Annotated in this window: 23 protein-coding genes, 1 rRNA gene, 1 other RNA gene and 1 pseudogene; 9 read left to right on the top strand and 17 right to left on the bottom strand. The window is 23.9% G+C overall.

Annotation, left to right across the window (positions count from 1 at the left end; all coding sequences use genetic code 11):
• Positions 1–8: 8 nt before the first annotated feature.
• The 14 genes from rpmC to rpsL form a co-directional block, all read right to left on the bottom strand.
• Entirely contained in the window at positions 9–191 is a 183-nt protein-coding gene (rpmC, locus tag ONB71_RS00220) for a 50S ribosomal protein L29 (RefSeq protein ID WP_274360594.1), read from the bottom strand.
• The gene (rplP, locus tag ONB71_RS00215) at positions 169–600 is read right to left on the bottom strand and encodes a 50S ribosomal protein L16 (protein WP_274360593.1); all 432 of its coding nucleotides are present in this window, start codon (positions 598–600) and stop codon (positions 169–171) included. Before rplP ends, rpmC begins: the two co-directional genes overlap by 23 nt.
• Positions 601–614: 14 nt before the next feature.
• Positions 615–1316 (bottom strand): 30S ribosomal protein S3, encoded by a 702-nt coding sequence (rpsC, locus tag ONB71_RS00210; RefSeq protein ID WP_416053575.1) that lies wholly within the window; start codon positions 1314–1316, stop codon positions 615–617.
• Positions 1317–1341: 25 nt separating this feature from the next.
• Complete coding sequence (rplV, locus tag ONB71_RS00205) at positions 1342–1674, bottom strand: 50S ribosomal protein L22 (protein ID WP_274360592.1); 333 nt, start codon at positions 1672–1674, stop codon at positions 1342–1344.
• A gap of 15 nt (positions 1675–1689) precedes the next feature.
• Positions 1690–1974 carry a 30S ribosomal protein S19 gene (rpsS, locus tag ONB71_RS00200; RefSeq protein WP_274360591.1) on the bottom strand — a complete coding sequence of 95 codons (285 nt, stop codon included), beginning with the start codon at positions 1972–1974 and terminating at the stop codon, positions 1690–1692.
• Between the two features lie 12 nt (positions 1975–1986).
• Entirely contained in the window at positions 1987–2808 is an 822-nt protein-coding gene (gene rplB, locus ONB71_RS00195) for a 50S ribosomal protein L2 (protein ID WP_274360590.1), read from the bottom strand.
• 20 nt (positions 2809–2828) lie between these two features.
• Positions 2829–3131 carry a 50S ribosomal protein L23 gene (gene rplW / locus ONB71_RS00190; protein ID WP_274360589.1) on the bottom strand — a complete coding sequence of 101 codons (303 nt, stop codon included), beginning with the start codon at positions 3129–3131 and terminating at the stop codon, positions 2829–2831.
• Complete coding sequence (rplD, locus tag ONB71_RS00185) at positions 3128–3733, bottom strand: 50S ribosomal protein L4 (RefSeq protein WP_274360588.1); 606 nt, start codon at positions 3731–3733, stop codon at positions 3128–3130. The genes rplW and rplD overlap by 4 nt, the downstream gene beginning before the upstream one ends.
• Positions 3717–4370: a 50S ribosomal protein L3 gene (gene rplC, locus ONB71_RS00180; protein ID WP_274360587.1), complete on the bottom strand. Its 654-nt coding sequence runs from the start codon at positions 4368–4370 to the stop codon at positions 3717–3719. The genes rplD and rplC overlap by 17 nt, the downstream gene beginning before the upstream one ends.
• 33 nt (positions 4371–4403) lie before the next feature.
• Positions 4404–4715 (bottom strand): 30S ribosomal protein S10, encoded by a 312-nt coding sequence (gene rpsJ, locus ONB71_RS00175; protein WP_115956017.1) that lies wholly within the window; start codon positions 4713–4715, stop codon positions 4404–4406.
• Between the two features lie 122 nt (positions 4716–4837).
• Positions 4838–6022 (bottom strand): elongation factor Tu, encoded by a 1185-nt coding sequence (gene tuf / locus ONB71_RS00170; protein ID WP_274360586.1) that lies wholly within the window; start codon positions 6020–6022, stop codon positions 4838–4840.
• A gap of 52 nt (positions 6023–6074) precedes the next feature.
• Entirely contained in the window at positions 6075–8183 is a 2109-nt protein-coding gene (gene fusA / locus ONB71_RS00165; RefSeq protein ID WP_274360585.1) for an elongation factor G, read from the bottom strand.
• A gap of 24 nt (positions 8184–8207) precedes the next feature.
• Positions 8208–8678, bottom strand: a complete 471-nt coding sequence (gene rpsG / locus ONB71_RS00160; RefSeq protein WP_274360584.1) for a 30S ribosomal protein S7 — start codon at positions 8676–8678, stop codon at positions 8208–8210.
• Positions 8679–8708: 30 nt separating this feature from the next.
• Positions 8709–9080: a 30S ribosomal protein S12 gene (gene rpsL / locus ONB71_RS00155; RefSeq protein ID WP_274360583.1), complete on the bottom strand. Its 372-nt coding sequence runs from the start codon at positions 9078–9080 to the stop codon at positions 8709–8711.
• 310 nt (positions 9081–9390) lie between these two features.
• On the opposite strand from rpsL, the gene ONB71_RS00150 reads away from it, so the two are divergent.
• From ONB71_RS00150 to ONB71_RS00130, 5 genes are all read left to right on the top strand, one after another.
• A complete protein-coding gene (locus tag ONB71_RS00150) occupies positions 9391–10140 on the top strand; it encodes a YciC family protein (protein ID WP_274360582.1) in 750 nt (249 codons plus the stop codon).
• Positions 10141–10260: 120 nt separating this feature from the next.
• Positions 10261–10995, top strand: a complete 735-nt coding sequence (locus ONB71_RS00145) for a 16S rRNA (uracil(1498)-N(3))-methyltransferase (protein WP_274360581.1) — start codon at positions 10261–10263, stop codon at positions 10993–10995.
• A gap of 208 nt (positions 10996–11203) precedes the next feature.
• Positions 11204–11638 carry a Holliday junction resolvase RuvX gene (ruvX, locus tag ONB71_RS00140; protein WP_274360580.1) on the top strand — a complete coding sequence of 145 codons (435 nt, stop codon included), beginning with the start codon at positions 11204–11206 and terminating at the stop codon, positions 11636–11638.
• Between the two features lie 73 nt (positions 11639–11711).
• Complete coding sequence (locus ONB71_RS00135; protein WP_274360579.1) at positions 11712–12263, top strand: YggT family protein; 552 nt, start codon at positions 11712–11714, stop codon at positions 12261–12263.
• 48 nt (positions 12264–12311) lie between these two features.
• Positions 12312–12551, top strand: a complete 240-nt coding sequence (locus ONB71_RS00130) for an oxidative damage protection protein (RefSeq protein WP_274360578.1) — start codon at positions 12312–12314, stop codon at positions 12549–12551.
• A 156-nt stretch (positions 12552–12707) separates the two neighbouring features.
• Here the strand turns inward: ONB71_RS00130 and ONB71_RS00125 are convergent, their stop codons facing one another.
• On the bottom strand, positions 12708–12884 hold the full coding sequence (locus tag ONB71_RS00125; protein ID WP_274360577.1) for a hypothetical protein: 177 nt from the start codon (positions 12882–12884) through the stop codon (positions 12708–12710).
• Here ONB71_RS00125 and rsmI point away from each other — a divergent pair.
• Together rsmI and rnpB are read left to right on the top strand one after the other, a co-directional pair.
• Positions 12811–13551, top strand: a pseudogene (gene rsmI / locus ONB71_RS00120) (16S rRNA (cytidine(1402)-2'-O)-methyltransferase); the annotation flags it as partial. The gene ONB71_RS00125 and the pseudogene rsmI overlap by 74 nt on opposite strands.
• Positions 13552–13638: 87 nt before the next feature.
• Positions 13639–14017: RNase P RNA component class A (gene rnpB / locus ONB71_RS00115), an RNA gene on the top strand.
• Positions 14018–14039: 22 nt separating this feature from the next.
• On the opposite strand, the gene pmbA is transcribed toward rnpB, so the two are convergent.
• On the bottom strand, positions 14040–15380 hold the full coding sequence (gene pmbA, locus ONB71_RS00110) for a metalloprotease PmbA (protein WP_274360576.1): 1341 nt from the start codon (positions 15378–15380) through the stop codon (positions 14040–14042).
• 168 nt (positions 15381–15548) lie between these two features.
• On the opposite strand from pmbA, the gene ONB71_RS00105 reads away from it, so the two are divergent.
• A complete protein-coding gene (locus tag ONB71_RS00105; RefSeq protein ID WP_274360575.1) occupies positions 15549–16439 on the top strand; it encodes a DMT family transporter in 891 nt (296 codons plus the stop codon).
• 24 nt (positions 16440–16463) lie between these two features.
• Here ONB71_RS00105 and rrf read toward each other — a convergent pair.
• Positions 16464–16577 (bottom strand): 5S ribosomal RNA (gene rrf, locus ONB71_RS00100).
• Positions 16578–16741: 164 nt separating this feature from the next.
• Between rrf and ONB71_RS00095 the strand changes: the two genes are divergently transcribed.
• On the top strand, positions 16742–18472 hold the full coding sequence (locus ONB71_RS00095) for a proline--tRNA ligase (RefSeq protein ID WP_274360574.1): 1731 nt from the start codon (positions 16742–16744) through the stop codon (positions 18470–18472).
• Positions 18473–18483 lie beyond the last annotated feature (11 nt).

Genomic DNA, 18483 nt, shown 5'->3' with positions numbered 1-18483 from the left:
TTAAAAAATTATCCTTTATTGATAATAGTCTTTACACGAGCTATATTACGACGATTATCTTTTAATAAATGTGTTTTATTTGATTTCCCAGAAGAAACTTGCATACGTAAATTAAATTGTTTTTTATATAAACTTACTAATTCATAATTCAAATTATTAATATTTCTATTATATAATACAGGTGATTTCATTAGAATATCCTTTTTTAATAAAAATAACTTTAACAGGCAATTTAGAAGATGCTAATTTAAAAGCGTTATGAGCTAATTCTTCACTAATATCAGCTATTTCATATAAAATTTTACCTGGTTGAACATAACAACCCCAATATTCAATATTACCCTTACCCTTACCCATACGCACCTCTAAGGGTTTTTTAGTAAACGGTCTATCAGGAAATATACAAATCCATATTCTACCCTGACGTTTTACAGATCTACTAATTACACGCCTAGTGGCTTCAATTTGTCTTGAAGTTATACAACCCCTAGTAACAGCTTTTATAGCAAAATTACCAAAATTAATGACACTATTTATCTTAAAACCTTTATTACGTCCTCTTTGCATTTTCCTATATTTTGTACGTTTAGGTTGTAACATTTTTATTTTCCATATTACTTACGATTTGTACGAATATTATTTTTAGGCTTAAAAAATGATTTATTACATATTTTAGATGAATTTATAGAATTAAAAATTTCTCCTTTAAAAATCCAAACCTTAATACCAATAATACCGTATGTAGTAAGAGCTTCTGTAAAACTATAATCAATATCAGCACGTAAAGTATGTAAAGGAACACGACCTTCTTTATACCATTCAGTACGTGCAATTTCTACACCTCCTAAACGCCCACTAACTTCTACTTTAATTCCATAAGCACCCAATCGCATTGCATTTTGAATTGAACGTTTTATTACTCTACGAAACATAGCACGACGTTCTAATTGTACACTAATATTATCAGCAACTAATTTAGCATCTAACTCGGGTTTTCTAACCTCAGATATATTTACTTGTGTAGGAACACCTGTAATTTTAGAAATCATACTACGTAATTTATCAACATCTTCACCTTTTTTACCTATAATTATTCCTGGCCTAGCAGTATAAATAGTAACACGAATATTTTTTGCTAATCTTTCAATAACTATACGAGAAACATAAGCCTTTACTAATTCTTTCTTCAAAAATTGACGAACTTTAAAATCATTATTTAAATTAATTGAAAACTCCTTAGTATTAGCAAACCAAGTAGAATTCCATTCTTTGATAATACCTAATCGCATACCATTTGGATGAACTTTTTGACCCATTTTTTTTCCTCATGATTTCATATATTTAATAATCAGAAACAATAATAGTAATATGACTAGTACGTTTTAAAATTCTATCAGCTCTACCTCTAGCACGAGGCATTGTACGTTTTATTCTTGATCCTTCATCAACAAAAGATTTACAAATAAACAATCCATTAATATCAATGCTACTAATAATTTTAGCATTGGAACAAGCACTAATTAATATTTTTTTTATAATACGTGAAGCTTTATTATTAGTAAAAAATAAAATATCTAATGCATTAATAACTTTTTTACCACGTATTAAATTAATTACTAATCTTGCCTTTTGAGCTGATATTCTAACATAACGATGTCTAGCTATTGCTTCCATTTATTTATTATCCAATTAAACCTTATTTTTATTAATATTTTTTTCTAATACATGCCCACGATAGGTACGTGTAGGAGCAAATTCACCTAATTTATGACCTACCATTTCATCAGTGATATATATAGGTATATGATAACGTCCATTATGTACAGAAATAGTTAAACCAATCATATTAGGTAATATAGTAGATCTTCTTGACCAAGTCTTTAAAAGTTTTTTATCTTTATCTCTAATAGCATTTTTTACTTTTTTTAATAAATGATAATCTATAAAAGGACCCTTCCTAATAGAACGAGGCATTAATATATCTCCTTATTTTACACGTCTACGAATAATATACTTATCAGTTCTTTTATTATGTCTAGTTTTCTTCCCTTTAGTTTGCAAACCCCATGGTGAAACAGGATGTTTACCAAAATTACGTCCCTCACCTCCACCATGAGGATGATCAATAGGATTCATAGCTGTACCCCTAACAGTAGGTCTAATACCTTTACGTCTAGAAATACCAGCTTTGCCTAAAAAACAAAGCATATGTTCAGAATTACCTACTTCTCCAAGTGTAGCATAACAATTAATAAAAAATTTACGAATTTCACTAGATCGTAGTCTTACAGTAACATATTTATTATCTCTTGCAATTAATTGTGCGCTACTACCAGCTGACCTAACATATTGACCACCCTTGCCAGGTCTTGATTCAATATTATGAATATTACTACCTATAGGAATATTACTCAGTGGTAAAGAATTGCCTATTTGTATAGGAACATTTAAACCTGATAAAATCTCATTACCTATCTTTAAACCTTTAGGAGCTAAAATATAACGACGTTCACCATCACTATATAAAATCAATGCTATTATTGCAGATCTATTAGGATCATATTCAAATCTTATAACTTTTCCTAAAATATTAAATTTATTCCTTTTAAAATCTATTTTACGATATAATCTTTTATGACCACCACCTATATGACGTACAGTAATTCTACCTAAATTATTACGACCACCTGTTTTAATTTTCTTAAATAATAATTTATAATATGGCCTGCCTTTATATAAATTAAAATTAACAACCTTAACAGCATGTCGTTTACCTGGAGTAATTGGTTTATATTTTATAATTGTCATTATTTATCCAAAATATATATTTACTTATCTATATCTATAAAATCCAATTTTTGTCCTTTTTTCAAAGTAACATAAGCTTTCTTATAACTATTTCGTTTACCTATATATTTACCATGCTTCTTTTTTTTACCCTTTAAAATAAGTGTATATACACTTTTAACCTTAATATTAAAAATTTTCTCTAAAGCATATTTTATCTCTAATTTATTAGCATCTTTCAAAACCCTAAAAATAAAAATATTATTTTTTTCCAACATAAAAGAAGACTTTTCTGATATATGTTGAGATATTATAATTTTTAAAGATCTAATAATAGAATTCATAATAAATCTTCCTCAATTTTTTTTAAAGAATCAATTGTCAAAATAATATTTTTAAAAAAAATAAGATTAACTGGATTAATACTTCTTGTTGTACATATATTTACCATGTGAAGATTACGAGATGCTAAAAATAAATTTTTATCATAATTAGAAAGTATTATTAATACTGATTTAATTGACATATCTTTTAATTTTTTAACTAATAAAAAAGTCTTATAATTATTAATACTAAAGTCTTTTAGTAAGACCAAACGATTTTGATAAAATAATTTAGAAAAAATACTACGTAAAGCTTCCTTATACATTTTCTTATTTATTTTTTTTATATATCTTTTAGGTTTAGATGCAAAAGTAACACCACCAGATCTCCATATAGGACTTTTTACAGAGCCAGCACGAGCACGACCAGTACCTTTTTGACGCCAGGGTTTTTTATTTGAACCTTTAACTTCAGCTCTAGATTTTTGTGATTTACTACCTTGACGATGCATAGTTTGAAAAGAAACAATAACTTGATGTATTAAAGATTCCTTAAAAGGTTTATTAAAAACATTTTCAGATAAAACAACAGATTCAAGACTATCTTTAGTTAATAATTCCATTTTTGCTATATCCTTTTACAGATGGTTTGACAATTAAATTACCCCCATTTTTACCTGGTAATATTCCATTGATCAAAAGTAAATCACGCTTTGAATCAATACTAAATATTTTTAAATTTTGAATTGTAACACGCTCATTACCTAATCTACCAGACATTTTTTTGCCTTTAAATACTCTACCAGGACTTTGATTTTGACCAATAGATCCAGGTGCACGATGAGATAATGAATTACCATGAGTAGCATCTTGAGTTTTAAAATTCCATCGCTTTACAGTTCCAGAAAAACCTTTTCCTTTAGATATTCCAATAACATCAACTAATTTTAAATTCGAAAATAAATCTAAATTAATAACTTGACCTAAATAATAATCATTAATATTAGATACACGAAATTCAAATAACCCAATACCAACATCTACATTAGATTTAGCATAATGACCTATTTCAGATCTTAAAATTCTATTATTTTTTTTCCTACCATAAGATACCTGTACCGCATCATAACCATCTATACGAATATTTTTAATCTGAACTACACGATTATTTTCAATTTTTAAAACTGATACAGGAATAAACAAATTATTCGTAGTAAAAATTCTAGTAATACCTATTTTTTTACAAATCAAACCTAACATCTATTTTTAAAATCCTTAAAATATAATATTTAATTATCCTAAACTAATTTGAACATCTACACCCGCAGCTAAATCTAATTTCATAAGAGCATCTACAGTTTTTTCAGTAGGTTTAACAATATCTACTAACCGTTTATGAGTACATATCTCATATTGATCTCGTGCATCTTTATTAACATGAGGGGATACTAATATAGTAAATCTTTCTTTACGCGTAGGCAGAGGTATAGGCCCTTTTACCTGAGCACCTGTACGTTTAGCAGTTTCCACTATTTCTATAGTAGATTGATCAATCAATCGATGATCGAAAGCTTTCAAACGAATACGTATCCTTTGCTTTTGCATAGATACAAAACTCCAATAATATTTTATGCAACAAAATAACCTAAAGAAAATTATTAGTCAAGAAAAACATCATATAAACAAAAATAATTTATTTAACATATAAAATAAAAAAAATAATTTATTTAAGAAATAATTTTAGAAACAATACCAGCACCAACTGTACGACCACCTTCACGAATAGCAAAACGCAAACCACTAGACATTGCAATAGGATGAATCAATGTAACAAACATTTTAGTATTATCTCCAGGCATAACCATTTCAACACCTGATGGTAATTCAATAGAACCAGTAACGTCTGTAGTACGAAAATAAAACTGTGGACGATAACCATTAAAAAAAGGAGTATGTCTTCCACCTTCCTCTTTAGATAAAACATAAACTTCTGATTCAAACTTAATATATGGTTTAATACTATTAGGTTTAGATAATACCTGACCACGTTCAATATCATCACGTTTTGTACCTCTTAATAAAATACCAACATTCTCTCCAGCTCTAGCTTCATCTAATAATTTACGAAACATTTCAACACCAGTACAAATAGTTTTTACTGTTGGTTTAATCCCAACTATTTCTATTTCTTCACCAATACTAACAACTCCTTGTTCTACTCTACCAGTAACAACTGTACCACGACCAGATATAGAAAATACATCTTCTATTGGTAATAAAAAAGGCTGATCTATCAATCTCTTAGGTTCGGGGATATATGTATCCAAACAATCCGCTAAATCTAAAATCTTACTTTCCCAAAAAGAATCACCATTTAAAGCCTTAATTGCTGATCCTCTAATAATAGGTGTCGTATCACCAGGAAAATTATACTTTGATAATAAATCTCTCACTTCCATCTCAACTAATTCTAACAATTCATCATCATCAACCATATCACATTTATTTAAAAAAACTACAATATAAGGTACACCAACTTGTCTTCCTAAAAGAATATGTTCACGTGTTTGCGGCATAGGGCCATCAGTAGCAGAAACAACTAATATTGCCCCATCCATCTGAGCTGCTCCAGTAACCATATTTTTAATATAATCAGCATGACCAGGACAATCAACATGTGCATAATGTCTAATAGAAGTATCATATTCAACATGAGAAGTATTAATGGTAATACCACGGGCTTTCTCTTCTGGAGCATTATCTATCTGTTCAAATGCTCTAGCTGTACCACCATATTTTTTAGATAAAACAGTAGTTATTGCCGCTGTAAGAGTTGTTTTACCATGATCAACATGACCAATTGTACCTACATTTAAATGAGGTTTTAAACGTTTAAATTTTTCTTTAGACACAATCAAATTCCTTAATGTATTTACTTAAAATGTAACAAATTTTAAAAATCTATTATTTAGAATGCATTTCTATTATATCTTTAGATATATAACTAGGTGCTTCAATGTACTTTAAAAATTCCATACTATAAGAAGCTCTACCTTGCGTATTGGAACGTAGATCTGTGGCATAACCAAACATTTCAGATAAGGGTACTTCAGCATTAATAACTTTACCAGTCATTATATCAATCATATTACCGATAACACCCCTTCTACGATTTAAATCACCAATAACATCTCCCATATATTCATTAGGAGTTTCTATTTCAACACTCATTATAGGTTCTAATATTGTAGGGTTAGCAAGCTTAAATGCTTCTTTAAATGCAATAGATGCAGCTAATTTAAATGCATATTCAGAAGAATCAACATTATGATAAGATCCAAAATGTAATCTCACCCCAACATTAACAACAGGATAACCAGCTAATGGTCCTGCTTTCAGCTGTTCTTGAATACTTTTATCTATAGAAGAAATATACTCATTTGGAATGATACCACCTTTAATATCATTTGTAAACTTATAACTTATATTAAAAGATTTTAATGGTATTAAATCTATTACAACATGACCATACTGACCTCTACCACCTGATTGTCTAATATATTTTCCCTCTATGTTTTTAACAAAAGAACAAATTGTTTCACGATAAGCAACACGAGGTTTACCGACATCAACATCAATATCATACTCTCTTTTCATTCTATCTATTAGAATTTCTAAATGTAATTCACCCATGCCAGAAATAATGGTCTGGTTAGATTCTTTATCAATATTTACTCTAAATGATGGATCTTCTTTAGACAAACGACTTAAAACTAATCCCATTTTCTCCTGATCAGATTTAGTTTTAGGTTCAATAGCAACAGAAATTACAGGATCAGGAAATTTCATACGTTCTAAAATAATTGGTTCTTCTACAGAACATAGAGTATCACCCGTAATAACATCCTTCAATCCTATAGCAGCGGCTATATCTCCAGCTCTAACCTCTTTTATTTCCTCACGTTTATTAGCATGCATTTGAACTATACGACCTAATCTTTCTCTTTTAGATTTTCTGGGATTATAAACAATATCACCAGTTCTAATAATACCAGAATATACTCTAAAAAAAGTTAAATTACCAACAAAAGAGTCATTAGCAATTTTAAAAGCTAAAGCTGAAAATTTTTCTTTATCACTAGTACTACGATTAACTACTATATTGCTATTAATATGAGAAATCCCTTTAATAGGAGGAACATCTAATGGCGATGGTAAATAATCAATTATAGCATCAAGTAAGGATTGAACTCCTTTATTTTTAAAAGAAGACCCACATGTCAATAATACAACTTCATTATCTAATACTTTTTTTCTTAAAGCAAATTGTATTTCACGTTCCGATAATACCTCATTATTAAAATATTTATTTATTAAATAATCATCAGATTCAACAGCTATTTCAATTAATTTTTGTCTCCATATATTAGAAATATCTAACATTTCAAAAGGAATATCATTATAAATAAAAGTTAAACCCTGATCAAAATCATTCCAATAAATAGCTTTCATTTTTACAAGATCAATGATTCCAATAAATTTTTCTTCGTTACCAATAGCTAACTGTATAGGAATAACATTAGCTCCTAATTTAAATTTAATTTGATCAACAACCTTAAAAAAATCAGCGCCTAATCTATCCATCTTATTCACAAACGCAATTCTAGGAACCTTATATTTATTTGCTTGACGCCAAACAGTTTCAGATTGAGGTTGAACACCTCCAACAGCACAATATAACATCACAACACCATCTAATACACGCATAGATCGTTCTACTTCAATAGTAAAATCAACATGACCAGGTGTATCAATTATATTAATACGATGAGAATTAAATTGATTTGTCATACCAGACCAAAAAGCTGTAGTTGCAGCAGAAGTTATAGTAATTCCACGTTCCTGTTCTTGTTCCATCCAATCCATTGTGGCGGCACCATCATGAACCTCACCAATTTTATGATTAACCCCAGTATAAAATAAAATCCTTTCAGTTGTAGTAGTTTTACCAGCATCTATATGAGCGCTGATACCAATATTACGATATTGTGATATAGATACAGAACGAGACATTTTAAACACCTAAAATAAACAAAATTACCAACGATAATGTGCAAAAGCTTTATTAGCCTCAGCCATTCTATGAACTTCTTCCTTCTTTTTAATTGAATTGCCTTTATTTTCATAGGCATCACATAATTCATTTGCCAATCGTATAATCATTGATTTACCACTACGATTTCTGGCAGAAGTAATTATCCAACGCATAGCCAACCTATTACTACGTAACAAACGTATTTCAACAGGAACCTGATAAGTTGAACCACCAACTCTTCTAGATTTTACTTCAATCATAGGACGAACATTTTCGATAGCAACATCAAATATATCTAGCTCTTTTTTATTTAACCGTTTAGATAAAACATTAAGTACTATATAAATAGTAGATTCAGCAAGAGATTTTTTACCGTCAACCATTAATATATTAATAAATTTAGATAATAAAACAGATCCAAATTTTGGATCAGGTAAAATATCACGTTGGCCAATAACACGTCTACGTGACATAAAATAAAATTACCTCCTAAATATGAACAATTATTTCTTAATTTTAACACCATATTTTGAACGAGAATTCTTACGATTTTTAACACCATCGCAGTCTAAAGCTCCTCGAACAACATGATATCTAACTCCAGGCAAATCTTTTACTCTACCACCTCTGATCAAAACCATTGAATGTTCCTGTAAATTATGACCCTCACCTCCAATATATGATGTGACTTCTAGACCATTAGTTAATCTAACACGACATACTTTACGCAATGCCGAATTAGGCTTTTTAGGAGTAGTTGTATATACTCTAATACATACACCACGTTTATGTGGACAGGATCGTAAAGCTGAAACATTACTTTTATAAAACTTACGAACTCTGGAATTACGTACTAATTGATTAATTGTCGCCATTCAATAATCCTTAACTTATTTAATTATTTTATAATATTAGAAAATAAACAAACGATAATATTAATGTTAAAATAAATAAATTTTAATTAAAATATAATTTAAAAACTTAAAATATTGAAAATCAAAAAAAAATCATTGAAATATAAAATTTCATAATTTAAAAATAAATACTTTAAATAATTTTAAATAAATAAAATTTACATAAATAATAGATAATACTATCATAAAAAAAAAAAATACTAAAATATTTTTAAAATAAAAAATATATTTATAAAATTTAAAATATAGAATTAATTATGGGATAAATTAAATGAATATAAAAATTAAAAAAATATCTAAAAACACAATTTTCTTTTATAAAAAACAATTTATAAAAATATTACTAATTTCTATTATTGCTTCGTTTATAACAATAACAATAAATAATACATTAATACCAAAAATAGAATATTTACAAAATTTAATTAATCAATATGAAATATTTAATTTAAAACAAAATTTAATAGAATTAATATTAAAAATGACAAAAGAAGAAAAAAAAATATTCATACAACTATGTATAGTGATTACATGTTCTCATTTAATTGGAAATACATTTTTAAATGTAAGTTTGATAAATATAATAAACAATATATTAAAAAAAAAGGAAAATAATATTCAAAAATTAATATGCAAAATATTAAATAATTTTCCAAAATCATTAATATTAACAACAATAATTAATACAATTACAGAAATAGGGATGATTATATTTATAATACCAGGAATAATAATTTCTTCTATTTTATCTCTATCACAAATAATATTAATTATAGAAAATAAAAAAATAATAAACTCCATAAAAAAAAGTATATTACTTGCTAATAAAAATATAAAAATAATAACTTTTGGTATTTCATTAATTTTTATTGCTAAAATTATAATATTTATTATTAGTACAAAAATAATATTTTTCTCAAAATCAATAAATTTAATTACAATACAAACCATAAATAATTTATTTTCTAGTATACAAATAATTTATATATTTAGATATTACACATTAAATAAAAAAAATTAATACCAAATATTAAATTCAATAAAATAAATAAAATGTATAAAAATACAATAATATCTTAATAAAATTTAGCAAAAAATTAACAAAAAAATTTAAAAATATCTAAAATATATTATATAACCCATGTATATTCCTAATATTTACAAAAAAAAAAAACTGAAATTAAAAAAGATCATAACTCTAAATAAGAATAATAAAAAATATTTAATAAAAGTACTACGCCTAAAACTAGGAGATAAAATAAAAATATTTAATAAATATAATCAAATTTATCTAGGAAATATAATTTCTATTAATAAAAATAAATTAAAATTAAAATTAATAAAAAAAATAAATAAAAAATATGAATCACCATTAAACATACATCTAGGACAAATAATATCAACAGATAAAAAAATGAAATGGATCATACAAAAATCTGTAGAATTAGGAATAAACACTATAACCCCTTTATTTTCAAAAAATAACTTAATAAAAATAAATAAATACAAAATAAAAAATAAAATAAATAAATGGAAAAAAATTATAATTTCAGCATGTCAACAATGCGGAAGAAATATTTTACCTGAAATAAAAAAACCTATAAAATTAAAAGAATGGGTAAAAAAAAAAGAAAAAAATACAATTAAAATAAATTTTTACAATAAAACAAAAAATAAAATTAATAAAATTAAAAAAACAAAAAAAAATTTTAAGATATTAATAGGATCAGAAAAAGGTTTATTAATAGAAGAAATAAAAATGTTAAATTATTATAACTTTATTAATATTTCATTGGGTCCTAGAATATTAAGAACTGAAACTGCAGCAATTGTGGCAATTACAACAATACAACTAATATTTGGAGATTTAAAATAAAAAAATTAATTATGCAATTAAATTACAATAAATATACAAAATAAAATAAATAAAATTAATTAAAAATTAAACACAATAAAAAAAATCACATTATTAAAATAATAAATAATAAGATTATTAATAATATAGCTATAATAACCATGAAAAATAATTCATGTAAAAAAAAATTAATGTTAAAAAAATAAAATAATATCTATTGAGAATAAAAATGAAATTATTAGCCTTCGATTTCGGAACAAAAAAAATTGGAGTAGCAGTAGGACAAACAATAACAAAAACAGCAGAACCATTAAATTTAATAAAAATAAAAAATAATATGCCAGATTGGATAAAAATTAAAAAATTAAAAAAAGAATGGGAACCAAATTTAATCATTTTAGGATTACCATTAAATATGAATAATACAGAACAAATTTTTACAAGAAAAACCAAAAAATTTGCCAATAAATTAAGAAATATTCTAAATATACCGGTAGAACTACATGATGAAAGATTAACAACAATAGAAGCAAAAATTAATATTTTAAACAATTTAGAACATAAAAATTTAAAAAAAATAAATATAGATTCATATTCTGCAGTATTAATATTAGAAAGTTGGTTAAAAAATAACAAAAATCAATTTAAAAATAAAAATAAATAAAACTAACAATAAATATTTTATAAAACAATAAAAATAAAACATTTTTATTAATACAAAACATAAACAGGTATTCATGTTAAATATTACAGAAACATTAAACTCTTTTATAAATTTTTATATTTTAATAATAATATTAAGATTATGGATGCAAAAATTTAATTGTGATATATACAATCCATATTCACAAATTGTCATTAAATTAACACAACAAATTAAAAAAAAAGCAGAAATATATATTTCAAAAAAAAAAATTTTAGATAATATATTTATATTAGCATTAGTAATATTGACAATAATAAAATGTTATATATCAATATCAACAAAAAATTTACAAATAACAATTATTTTATTATCAATAATTGTAATAATATCATTAATAAAATCAATTGGATATTTAATATTTTGGATTTTAATTACAAGATCATTAATGAATATAATAATAAAAGAAATGAACCCAACTTATTACATAATAATACAATTAACTGAACCAATTCTAAAAAAAACAAGAAAAATAATTCCAATAATATACAATATTGATTTTTCTACAACAAGTATAATAATACTCATATATTTTATAAATAAACTAGGTGCAGAAATAATACCTAAAATTTGGAATATAATATAAAAAACACAAATACATATTTTATAAAACTAATAAAACATAATAATAAACATGAATAATAAAATATTTTGCACATTTTTAAAAAAAAAAGCTAAAAAACAAAAAATACAATTTTATCCAGGTAAAATTGGAAAATTAATATATAAAAACATATCTCAACAAGCATGGGAACAATGGATAAAAAAACAAACTATATTGATAAATGAAAATAAATTAAATATGAATAAAAAAAAAGATCGTGAAATATTAACAAAAAAAATGTATAAATATCTATTTAAAAATAAAACATAATTATGTTATTTAACTATGTTTAAAAAAAAAATATATTTTATTATATATTTATAAAATTTAAATTATTTAAACACTTGTAAAATATATTAATGAATAATTTATCTATTAAAAATGATAAATTAAAAAATTTACCATTAAATAAAATAAAAAAATAAATTAAATATCTAACAAGATATTAAAAAATAGATCAAATTTAATATAAACATTAGAAATTAACAATAACATAAAAATGAAAATATTAAAAAAAAACAAATTATACATAGTTCCAACACCCATAGGTAATTTAGAAGACATTACATATAGGGCAATAAATATTTTAAAAAAAATAGACATAATTTTAGCAGAAAATATAAAACATACAAAAATATTAATAAATTATTTTAAAATAAAAAAAACAATTTTAAAATTTAATAACGATTATGAAAAGAAAAAAATAAAAAAAATAATAAAATTAATTGAAACTGGTAAAAATATAGCATTACTTTCAAATGCTGGAACACCTACAATAAATGATCCAGGATATAAATTAATACATGCATGCCATTTATCAAATATAAAAATAATACCATTACCTGGACCATGTGCTGCAATAACCGCTCTTAGTGCATCAGGAATGTCATCTAATAAATTTTGCTATGAAGGATTTTTACCAAAAAAAAAAAAATCTAAAGAAACATTATTGAAATCTTTAAAAAAAGAAAAAAAAACAATAATCTTCTATGAATCAAAACATAGAATAATAAAAAGTTTGAAAACAATAATAACAATATTTGGTAAAAACAGAAAAGTATTATTAGCAAAAGAAATGACAAAAATATGGGAAACCATTCACAAAACAACAGCAATTAATTTATTATATTTATTCGAAAACAAAGAAATAAAAAAAAAAGGTGAAATAGTAATTATAATTAATGGATATAAAGAAAAAAAAAAAAATATATCCGATAAAATAATAAACACATTTAAAATTCTAAACAATACTATATCAGTAAAAAAAGCAATTGACATAACAGCTAAAATACATAAAATTAAAAAAAACCAATTATATAATTTTATTATAAAAAAATATCAAAAAAAAGATAACTATAAAGTTAACCAGACAATCGCTGATTAAATAATTTTAAAATTTATAAAATATTAATTATTTAGAAAGAGGAAAGTCCGGGCTCCACAGGATAAAAGTGCCAGATAACATCTGGGAGATGTGAATCTACGAAAAGTGTAACAGAAATAAACCGCTAATTTTACATTTAGTAAGGGTGAAAAGGGGTGGTAAGAGCACACCGTGAAATTGGTAACAATTTTCAGCAATACAAACTCCACTTGGAGCAAGGTTAAATAAAGTTTAAAATTATATGATCCTGTATATATTAAATTTAGGTAAACCGCTAAAGTAATTAAGTAATTAATTTCTTAGACAAATGATTGTCAAAAAACAGAACCCGGCTTACAGGTTAACTTTATAAAAAATATTATTTTACAAAATAGTTATAAACCTGATACTTGCATATCAGATAATAATACAGAACCACATTGAATATTATTACGCTTATCAATATCATTACTTAAATATAATATATTCTTCCACATATCTTTTAAATTTCCAGAAATAGTTATTTCATTAACGGGGTATTCAATAACTCCTTTATTAACCCAAAATCCAAAAGCTCCTTTAGAATAATCACCAGTTACTATGTTAACACCCTGACCTATTAATTCCGTCACTAAAATACAATTATCAACCTTACACAAAAGATTTTCAAAACTTATATCACTATGAGATACAAACCAATTATGTATACCATCATAATGTCCTGTACTTTTAAAACCTAATTGTCGACTTGAATAACTAGTTAATAACCACTTTTTTAATACACCATTTAAAACAATAATATGATCAACAGTTCTAACACCCTCACTATCAAAATAAGAAGAAAACAACCCTCGTAAAATATGAGGTGATTCATTTATATTTAACCACGTAGGAAATATTTTTTGATTTAAATGTCTATATAAACAAGTAGATTTACGATAAACATTATACCCGCTAATGGCAATTACCAAATACTCAAATAAATGTTTAGAAATATCAGATAAAAAAACAATTGGATAAGTACCAGTAATTAATTTAAGTGGATTTAAACGTTTCAAAACACGTAAAGCACAAGTTTTACCAATATATTCTGGTTCATCTAAATCATTAATTTTTCTACTTACAGTATAAAAATAATCCCTTTCCATTTCATTCTTAGATGATGCAACAACACAACAAGACAAATAATAACTACTACTAATACAACAATTAAAAATATCATAATTATTAGCAAATAATTTAATATTTACATTAGATATAAATTCCCCTCCTTCTGTACTTACAATTCTTGAATCAAAATTTAATGCAGTTATTTCTGCTAAAGAAGCTAATTCAATTGCTTTAGATATGTCAAATTCCCATAAATGAAATAAATCTAAATCTAAAGAATTAGAAGCTAAAAGATCTAAATCTGGTATTCCAACAAATGGATCATAATTAAGATAATTAGTCATTAAAATAGCTTTATCAACAATATTACAAATATTTTTTAATTCTATGTTATTAAAACTAACTATCCCTTTACGATTATTTAAAAATACAGTAATAACAAAATCAGAACTATCATAAAATTCAATATTCTTCATTTTACCATAACGCGTAAGTACTTTAATTCCAATATCCTTACTAAGAATAATATTAACATCACACAATTTTTTATTTGATACATGTAAAATTCTTTTGGCTATCTCATATAAACTTTTCTTATAATGATGAATTTTATTAAATATTTTCATCTATTCTCCAAATTATAAAATTATTTTTTAAAATATAAAAATAAAATATATAAAAATTGTATACTTTTAAAATAAATACTAATTAAACAATAATATAATTATTTTAAAAATATAATCAAAAATATTTTCAAAATATAGAAAAAAAATTTTATAATAATTGGAGAAAATATGTACAAACTAATAACATTTGGATTATTTAGCACAGTAACACTTACCTGGGGAACAACCTGGATTATAATGAAAATTGTAATAGAAACAATACCTCCAATTTTTGCTACAGGAATACGTTTTATAATAACTGCACCAATTTTAATAATAATAGCAAAATTAACAAAAAAACCTTTATTATTTCCAGTGGGGGAAAAATATTTCCAAATAATAATAACTATATTTTATTTTACTATACCTTTTACATTAATGATATATAGCGAAAAATATATAAATTCAGGGTTAGCATCAATAATTTTCGCAAATATGCCAATTGCAATATTAATTGCATCTAAAATATTAACAAAAGAAAAAACAAATAAAAAACAAATTTTAGGATTAATAATTGCAATAACATCTTTATCAATAATATTATTTACAGAATCAAAAATAAATAAAACCACTCATTGGCTAGGATTCATATTAATCATAATACCAATCATTTTACATGCAATATTATATGTAGAAAGTAAAAAAAAATATTCTCATGTATCAATTATAACATTTAATACAATACCAACATTATGTTCTGGAATTATACTACTATTTATGGGATGGTTCATTGAAAACCCAAAAATAACAAATTTTTCTATCGATTCAATATTAGCCATATTCTATTTAGGTGTTATTGGAGGAGTTTGCGGTGTAATGTGTTATTTTACTTTACAAAAAAGAATTTCCACATTTAAATCATCAATTGTATTTATATTATTTCCATTAATATCTATTACTTTAGAAAATTATATTTATAATCATAAACTATCAACAATATCAATTTTTGCATTAATACCATTAATAATAAGTACTATTGTAATAACAATTCCAAAAGATTTTTTATACAAAAAAATATAAAAAATAAATATAAAAATTAATAAAGCTTGGCAATGACCTACTCTCACACAAATTACTTGTACTACCATCGGCGTAATGACGTTTCACTTCTGAGTTCGGAATGGTATCAGGTGGTACCATCACACTATAATCGCCAAGCTATATTGAATATAATTCAATCATCACTAACTATAATAATATTAAAAATTATATAAAATAATCAACTAAATTTATAGTATACAATAAACAAATAAAAAATAAACTTAAGATTTAAATTATTATATAATAAAATAATAAACTAGAAAAAATAATTTCTAAAAATAATGAAAACTACAAAATATTTTATATCAACTTTAAAAAATATATCATCACAAACAAAAACAATAAGTTATAGATTAATGATTAAATCTGGCATGATAAGAAAAATATCTTCTGGATTATATGCTTGGTTACCAATTGGAATTAGAGTAATACAAAATATAAAAAAAATAATAAGAGAAGAAATGAATAAAATAGGATGTATAGAAATAAATACTCCTATTATGCAACCCAGCACGTTGTGGGAAAAAAGTAAAAGATTAAAAACATATGGATCAGATTTAATAAAATTAAAAGATAGAAAAAAAAAAAAGTATATTTTAGCTCCAACACATGAGGAAATTATCACTTACTTAATAAAAAAAGAAATAAAATCTTACAAAAAACTACCAATAATATTATATCAAATACAAACAAAATTTAGAGATGAAATCAGACCTAGATTCGGTGTAATAAGATCACGCGAATTTATAATGAAAGATGCTTATTCATTCCATGAAAACTATAAATCACTAACAAATAAATATAAAATAATATGTAAAACATATAAAAAAATTTTTAATAGAATAGGACTAAAAGTATATAAAGTACATGCCAACTCAGGAAATATAGGAGGAAATATATCACATGAATTCCAAGCTTTAGCAAATGATGGAGAAGATACTATAGCTATATCAAAAAATTCAAATTACAAAGCAAACATTGAAGTAGCAAAATCTATAACACCAAAAAAAAATCAAATAAAATTTCAAAAAAAAATACAAAAAATAGATGTAAACAATATTAATAACTTAGAAGAATTAACAAAAAAATATAAAATTTCAAAAAAAAAGATAATAAAAGTCATAATTGTAAAATCAAATAAAAAAAACATAAACCCTTTTACAGCATTATTATTAAGAAGTGATCATCAAATAAATAAAACAAAAATAAAAAAAATAAAAACTATAAAACAACCATTAAAAATAATAGATAAAAAAACAATATTAAAAAAAATAGGAATACATCCAATATACTTAGGACCAATAAAACTTAACATGCCAATAATAGCTGATAACAGTGTAAAAAATATGAATAATTTTATTTCCGGATCTAATATAACAGGAAAATTCTTAAAAGGAATTAATTGGAATAGAGATTTAAAAATACCAAAAACAATGGATATAAGAAATGTAGTAGATGGTGATATTTTTCCGAATAATAAAGGGATAATTAATCTAAAAAAAAGTATAGAAGTAGGACATACTTTTCAATTAAATAATAAATATTCAAAAATTATGAAAACATATGTACAAAATAAAAAAGGGAAAAAAAAATTAATATTAATGGGTTCCTATGGTCTAGGAATTACAAGAATTATAGCCGCATTAATCGAACAAAACAATGATAAAAAAGGAATTATATGGCCGGAAGAAATATCTCCATTTAAAATTGCTATAATACCTATAAATATGTATAAATCAATAAAAGTACATAATTTTACAAAAAAAATATATAAAAAAATTAAAAAAAAAAATATTGAAATCATATTAGATGATAGAAAAATATCAACAGGAAAAATATTTTCAGATATGGATTTATTAGGAATACCACATATAATAATTATCAGTAAAAAAAATTTAGAAAATAATAAAATAGAATACAAATCAAGAAAAAACCAAAAATCAAAACTAATAAACATAAAAAATATAATTGAATTTATAGATAATAAATTATTAAAAATAAATAATCAATAATTATTAAAAAT

Source organism: Candidatus Purcelliella pentastirinorum (assembly GCF_028748785.1).
GTDB classification, from domain to species: Bacteria; Pseudomonadota; Gammaproteobacteria; order Enterobacterales; family Enterobacteriaceae; genus Purcelliella; species Purcelliella pentastirinorum_A.
This window is presented reverse-complemented; position numbering and strand designations above follow the sequence as displayed.